This window comes from Bacillota bacterium (genome assembly GCA_012837285.1).
GTDB lineage: Bacteria > Bacillota > DTU030 > DUMP01 > DUMP01 > DUNI01.
This window is the reverse complement of the sequence record DURJ01000025.1, coordinates 46489-53264: the sequence shown is the minus strand read 5'-3', so window position 1 is coordinate 53264 and position 6776 is coordinate 46489. Positions and strand designations below refer to the sequence as shown.

Below are 6776 nucleotides of genomic sequence, written 5' to 3'. Positions count from 1 at the left end.
TGTTCCAAGGAATGGTGGCCCGGATCCAGGAGGATACGGTACGCTACTTGTTTAAGATTAGGTTAACTGCCCAGGCACCCCAGCGTCGAAGCGCGGTGCGCAACGTCACCGCCGGCGGTGACAGCGACAGGCCGCAGCAGCCTTATCGGCGTCAGGGCAAAAAAATCGAACGCAACGATCCCTGCCCTTGCGGCAGCGGCAAGAAATATAAAAAATGTTGCGGAGGCTGATAGCTAATACAAGGTCAATGGATATGAAAACCAGGCAATCCATGGTTCTAGGTGCGGTGAAGAGCAAAAGATCCTTCACTGCGTTCAGGATGACAGTATAAGGGGCTCAGGATGACAGTGCAAGGCGCGCTTAGGATGACAGTAAAGGGGCATGTCGTCCCTGTCACTCTGAACGGAGTGAAGAGTCTTGGCTCCTTCGCTGAGGACAAAGTATAAGGGGCTCAGGATGACAGTGTAAGGCGCGCTCAGGATGACAGTAAAGGGGTATGTCGTCCGTGTCACTCTGAACGGAGTGAAGAGTCTTGTCTCCTTCGCTAACGATAAAACTGAAGGGGTGATGCAGATGCTACTGTACGACGATCTCTGCCGGGAAACGGCTGAGTTGATCCAGCAAATAGAGGAAATGGGGGCTTCTCTTTGACATCGCCGGTAAGAGGGCCCGGGTACAAGAGCTAGAGGCACTGCTGGCTCAGCCCGGCTTTTGGGACGACCCGACTCAGGCAGAAAAGATTATGCCGGACCTGACAGGGCTGAAAGAAGAGGTTCAGCGGTTTACCGAGCTGAATAAGGAAGCGGAAGACCTGCTGGTTCTATGTGAACTGGGAGCTGAGGCGAGCGACGCTGACACGGCCAAGGAAGTGGCGACGGCGTTGGTACCGCTGCGTCAGCGTTATGAGGCCCTAGAATTGGCAGCGCTGTTGGCGGGACCGTATGATCGGTGCAACGCCATTGTGTCGCTCCATGCCGGTGCCGGCGGTACCGAGGCTCAGGATTGGGTGAGCATGCTGCTGCGGATGTACACCCGCTGGGCGGAGAAAAACGATTACAAAGTAGAACTTTGGGATTTGCTTCCCGGCGATGAGGCCGGGGTTAAGAGCGCTACTTTTCTGGTGGCGGGTCCGAATGCTTACGGTTATCTGAAAGGGGAACGAGGGGTGCACCGGTTGGTGCGACACTCGCCCTTTGATGCGGCCGGACGGCGACATACGTCTTTTTCGTCGGTGGATGTAATCCCGGAGGTGGATCACGATCTGGACGTGGAAATTAAACCGGATGACCTCAAGATCGACACCTTCAGGGCCGGTGGAGCCGGAGGTCAGCATGTAAATAAGACTGATTCCGCTGTCCGTATTACTCATTTACCCACAGGGATTGTGGTGACTTGTCAAAATGAGCGGTCTCAACATTCCAATCGGATGACGGCCATGCGGATTCTAAAGGCCCGGTTGTTCGATATTAAACACAAAGAGGAAGAGCAGAAGCTGGCGGCACTGCGCGGCGAGCAGCGGGAAATTGCTTGGGGCAGTCAGATCAGATCTTATGTATTTGAACCCTATACCATGGTAAAGGATCATCGTACTGGGGAACAGGCCGGGAATGTGCAAGCTGTTATGGACGGTGACATCGATGCTTTTATTGCTGCCTATTTGAAGCTGAAGTTATAGCACAGGGGGAGAAGAGATGAACCGAAACAACTGGTTGCTGTTGGGACTGGTGTTGATGATGGCGGTGGGTTTGGCACTGATGCCAACCGATGGAGCGGCTTCGGGAATGGACCCGGGGACGGCTGAGGATCCCCTGGTGGCCAAGAGTTATTTGGATCAACTGGTCCGCTTGCAAGTGCTGGAGCTGGAAGCGGGAGCGGTACTGAGGGGAGAGGCCGGAACGGAGATGGTTCTGCGCGCCGGCCGGGCTGCAGCCATTACCACGCCTCAGGGAGGTATATCGGATCTCACTGCCGGCAGGGACATTCAAGCCGGAGAAGCTATACCAGCTAACCATTTATTATTGATACCGCGGAGCGACGGTCGGGGTCTGAAGGCACTGACAGATATAGTGGTACTGGTGCGCGGCGGTATGACCTTGGAGTGATAGAATTAGCAGCGAGGAAAGGGGAACGAAGATGCCCAGCCTAAATGTGCTGCTAGCGCTTATGGCTCTAGAGACCGGGGGCGCTGAGACCCATGTAGTGGGGTTGGCTCAGGAACTAAATAAGCGCGGCCACCGAGTGGTGGTGGCTTCACAGGGCGGCTGTCTGGAAGCAGAGCTTCGGGCAGCCGGAATTAAGCATGTTAAGGTGCCGCTACACAGCCGCGCCCCTTGGGATATGCTGCGCGCCCTGCGGCTCATGAATAACATTATCCACGACCAGAATATTAACTTGATTCACGCCCACGCACGCATCCCGGCTTGGATAGGGCACTTTGTTTCTTCTTGGACTAGGCGGCCGTTGGTAACCACGGCGCATGGTATTTATAGTACCAACCTGGGGTTGAGGGCTTTGACAGCTTGGGGCGATGAAGCCATTGCTGTGAGCCAGGATGTGAAAGCCCATATGGTGCGCAATTTCGGGGTGCCGGAGGATAATGTCACTGTGATTCCGAACGGAGTGGATACGGCTCGGTTCGCCGCTGATGTGGACCCCCAGCCGATTTTGGACGAGTTTGGATTGTCGGCGGCGGATCCAAAAGTGGTTTACATCAGCCGCTTAACCGGAGCCCGAGGCGAGATCGCCTTGAAGGTGATTGAGGCTGTACCGGAACTGCTCCGACGCTATCCCACCTTGACTGCTTTCATTGTGGGCGAAGGAGACAAGTTGCTGGAGGTTGAGCGCTGGGCCGAAAAGGTGAACGAGGACTTTCGGCGGCCGGCCATTTTGGTGACCGGTTCCCGGACCGATACGGCGGCGATTATCGCCACGGCTACGGTGGTGATTGGGGTCGGCCGGGTGATCTTGGAGGGTATGTCTTCGGCTAAGCCAGTGGTGATTGCCGGTGAGGCCGGGTTTATGGGACTTCTGACTCCGGACCTGCTGCCGGCAGCCCGACGGCACAACTTCAGCGGCCGGGGGAGCAATCACCAGACAGCGGCCCAAGCTATTGTCGGTGCTGTGGACAAGGTATTGGCTGATTCACATCTGGCTGGCGAACTGGGAGAGTTTGGTCGGGAGACGGTGCTAACAGAGTTCTCTCTGGCCCAGATGGCACAAGAAGTAGAACAGGTATATTATAAGGCCCTAAGGAGGAGCGATCATGCGGCTAATAGATGACAAAGGACGTCTATTGGGGCTGATAAACATTGTGGATTTGGCGGTGATACTTTTGCTTGCTGCTGTGGCCACCAGAGTGGGACTGAAATCCCGGCTGCTCCGGGCAGTGAACCCAAGCTCACTAAAGACAGTAGAAGTAGTACTGCTGGTAGAAGACGTGAGACCGGCCACCGCTGACGCTCTGGCTGAAGGCGACACCATCTTCAATACCAAATCCAATGCGGTGCTGGGTAAATTGGTTCAGAAAGAAGTGGTCCCGGCCCTGAAAGAAGTGGAGACGGCGGACGGACAGCTGGTGTTGGCTGAAGCCCCGTATCGCAAGGATGTCTATATAACTGTTCGCGGCCAGGGTCAGGTGACAGAAAATGTAATTATTCTGGGCGGTTATGAGATGAGAGTGGGAGCCAATGCCCAGGTGAAGGGACAAAAATCGGCTGTGAACAGCATTGTATTTGGTGTGAAGGTGGACGAATAAAGTGGACCTTAAGAAAAAATATGGGCAGACTAGCATAACTTTACGGATTGTGGCTGCCATAGCGACAGCGGCTGAAACCAGTGTTACGGACCAGGCTCTAACCCGATTGGGTCAAGCCCTGTCTTGGTTGGGCCGGGGCAGTTTTCCGGCCCAGGTGGTGCGCCTGGACTGGGGAGCCCAGGGATGGTTGGCTCACAGCCGGATGGCTCAGATGGCGGCGCGGCTCGGTCAGGGGCTAAATACGCTGGGCCTGGCCGGGGCCAAGCGGCTGCAAACAGCCTGGCGCGCTAGCTGGGTGGGTCGCTGGGCCAGCCGTTGTGAGTCAGGCCAGACCGGGGCAGCCCGGTTTGGGGCCGGACTGCTGCTGGGCTTGGCTTTAGGCATGGTGGTTTGGGGACGATTCTTAGGTACACTGACGGGCCGGCGGCTAGCGGCAGCGGCCGTACTGGTTCCCCTGGGGGGACTAATGCTGCTTCGTCCCTGTAATTGGCAGCAATGGGCCAGCGGCAGCAGGTTGCTGCAGTGGGCCGGCTGGTTGCTCAACCTGGGAGCGGGAGCAGAGTGATTGATTCAGGCGTAAGGAGGCCGGCACTATGCCAGTGGATTCCTTGACAACTCTGGACAAGCGTATAGATGGCCCTGGCTTAGGCTGGGGGTTGGCCGGAGGGCTCCTGCTGGCCTTGCTGGTGACAATGCTGCCGGCTAAGGAGGCAGCTAAGTATGTAGTGGCGGCCATTGCTGTTTATTACATTTGGCAGCGACCGCAATGGGGCTTGTATTTGATCCTGGCCGGACTGGCTTTTTTGCCCACGTCTCTTATCGGCCGGTTAGTGTTGCTCACAACAGGGGTGGCTATAGTTAAGAGGTGGGTCCGAGGGCGGAGCCTGACTTTGCTCACCGGTGTAGATTTGCCTTGCGGGATATTCTTTGCCCTGGTGGGCTTGGCTGCCTGTTCCTCGGTGGCTAAAACCGGCAGCCTGAGTGTATTGCCTCTTTATGGGTTATACTTGGCGACTTTTTATCTGGCCGCGATGTTGCCGCGGCCGCGGGATGTATCCTGGCTGTTGGGGGGCTTGTTGTTGGCTGGAATGCTGGCTGGCCTTATGGGTTTGCTGCAATACAAGAGCGGGATTCAAACTTCTTTGTCCTGGATCGATCTGAAACAGGCTGAGGAAATTAAAACCCGAGTCTTTGGCCCCTTTGACAATCCGAACATTTTTGCTGAGTACCTAACCTTTGTCTTGCCGGTGGCACTGGTATTGTGGCTGACAGAGCGGCGGTTCGGGGGCAAGCTAATTTGGACCGGAGTGGCAGTTGTGACCGGGGCGGCCCTGGTGGCTACTTTTTCCCGCGGCGGCTGGTTGGCGGCGTTGACCGGGGTGTTGGTTCTCGGCCTGGTTTGGGAGCCGCGTTTGCTGGTATTGACGGCGCTGGTGGCCATGGCCCTGCCGGCTTTGGCTCCACAGCAGGTGGTGAGTCGAGCGGCCAGTATCGGCAGTTTGGAGGACAGCTCCAATGTGTTCCGCTTGTCTATTTGGGCGGCATCTCTCAAAATGATTGCCGCTTATTGGCTCACCGGTATCGGACCGGGGACGGCAGCCTTTAATCAGGTTTATCCCCGCTTTATGATCGCAGGGACTCCGGCTATTCATAGCCATAATCTTTACTTGCAGTTGGCATTGGAGCTGGGGGTGCCGGGGTTGCTGGCCTTCCTCTGGCTGCTGCTGGCGGTGTTTTCCCGTTCATTTATGGTATTGCCCCGGCTTTCTTACCATGACCGGGGGGTGTTAGCGGCGCTATTGGCCGCTCTAACCGGTTTTTTGCTCCATGGAGCAGTGGATAATGTTTGGTACAGTCCTAAGCTAACCTTGCTTTTTTGGCTGACGCTGGGGCTAGCGGTGGCCATGGGAAAGGGGGCGGGCGGCTCTGCGGGTGCTGCATGTAACCAGTGACCTTCAGGTAGGCGGGGCTGGACGCTATTTGTTGAACTTATTGCCCGGCCTGGCTAAAGAAGGATGGGAGGTAAGCGTGGCCTGTCCCGGCGGGGGCGAGCTGGAGCAGGAGCTCAGGCGACACGGTTTTCACCCTCATCGGCTGAGTGGAGCTGACGCTTCCTGGAGCTGGCCGGTATTGGGCCAGGTCTATGCTCTGCTGGCACGGGAGAACTACCAGGTGGTGCACACCCATGCCAGTTTGGCTGGGCGGGTGGCGGCCCGGCTGGCGCACAGCCCGAAAATAGTATTGACCCGGCATAGATTAGGTGCAAGGAAAGAGGTGCCTAAGGGGCGCCGTTATCTTAACACTTGGGCCAACACGCTGCTCACTGACCGGATTATTGCCATATCGCAGGCGGTGGCTGTGGGCCTAGTGAACGAGGGTGTGCTGCCGGAGCAGATAAGAGTTATTCCCAACGGGATCGCAGTGGAGGAGTTTTCCAACTGCAGCGGGGCGGCGGTACGGATGGAGCTAGGGGTAGGCAGCCGGCCGCTGGTAGGGATGGTGGCCCGGCTGGTTCCGGAGAAGGCACCCGAGAATTTTGTCCAGGCAGCGGCCTTGATTAAGCAGCAGCGCCCTGATTGTATGTTTGTCCTGGTGGGAACAGGTCCGCTCAAGCAAAGGTTAACGGATCTGGCCCAGAAGCTGAATTTACACCAGGAGTTCAAGTTTCTCGGCTATCGGCCCGATATTGCGGCGGTAACGGCGGCGCTGGATGTGGCGGTGCTTACTTCTTGCCAGGAGGGCCAGGGGTTGGTACTGTTGGAGGCCATGGCGGCCGGTAAGCCCCTGGTGGCCACGGCAGTGGGAGGAATTACTGAGGTGGTGCAACCGAAACACACCGGCCTACTGGTACCACCGGGGATGCCGCAGGCAGTGGCCCAGGCGGTATTGCAACTGCTGGAGCATGAGGAGCAGGCACTGGCCATGGGCCGGGCCGGACAGGAACTGGTACGGCGACAATTTTCCCAGGCGGCTATGGCTCAGCGTACAGCAGAACTATACCGCGAGCTGGTGGAGAGCTAGA

The 6776-nt window shown here is 57.0% G+C and carries 8 protein-coding genes; all 8 read left to right on the top strand.

The window, feature by feature from the left end; genetic code table 11:
* Positions 1-230 (top strand): hypothetical protein (locus tag GX016_01630; protein ID HHT70264.1); only part of this gene is annotated, 230 nt, incomplete at its 5' end.
* Between the two features lie 343 nt (positions 231-573).
* A protein-coding gene (locus tag GX016_01625) for a peptide chain release factor 2 (protein HHT70263.1) occupies positions 574-1675 on the top strand; the annotation gives its coding sequence in 2 pieces (ribosomal slippage) (positions 574-648 and positions 650-1675; 1101 coding nt in all).
* Between the two features lie 16 nt (positions 1676-1691).
* Positions 1692-2102, top strand: a complete 411-nt coding sequence (locus GX016_01620) for a hypothetical protein (GenBank protein HHT70262.1) — start codon at positions 1692-1694, stop codon at positions 2100-2102.
* Between the two features lie 31 nt (positions 2103-2133).
* A complete protein-coding gene (locus tag GX016_01615) occupies positions 2134-3279 on the top strand; it encodes a glycosyltransferase family 4 protein (protein ID HHT70261.1) in 1146 nt (381 codons plus the stop codon).
* Positions 3263-3754, top strand: a complete 492-nt coding sequence (locus GX016_01610) for a DUF4330 domain-containing protein (protein ID HHT70260.1) — start codon at positions 3263-3265, stop codon at positions 3752-3754. Before GX016_01615 ends, GX016_01610 begins: the two co-directional genes overlap by 17 nt.
* Position 3755: 1 nt before the next feature.
* Positions 3756-4319 (top strand): hypothetical protein, encoded by a 564-nt coding sequence (locus tag GX016_01605; protein HHT70259.1) that lies wholly within the window; start codon positions 3756-3758, stop codon positions 4317-4319.
* A 28-nt stretch (positions 4320-4347) separates the two neighbouring features.
* The gene (locus GX016_01600; protein ID HHT70258.1) at positions 4348-5706 is read left to right on the top strand and encodes a hypothetical protein; all 1359 of its coding nucleotides are present in this window, start codon (positions 4348-4350) and stop codon (positions 5704-5706) included.
* On the top strand, positions 5687-6775 hold the full coding sequence (pelF, locus tag GX016_01595) for a GT4 family glycosyltransferase PelF (protein HHT70257.1): 1089 nt from the start codon (positions 5687-5689) through the stop codon (positions 6773-6775). The genes GX016_01600 and pelF overlap by 20 nt, the downstream gene beginning before the upstream one ends.
* Position 6776 lies beyond the last annotated feature (1 nt).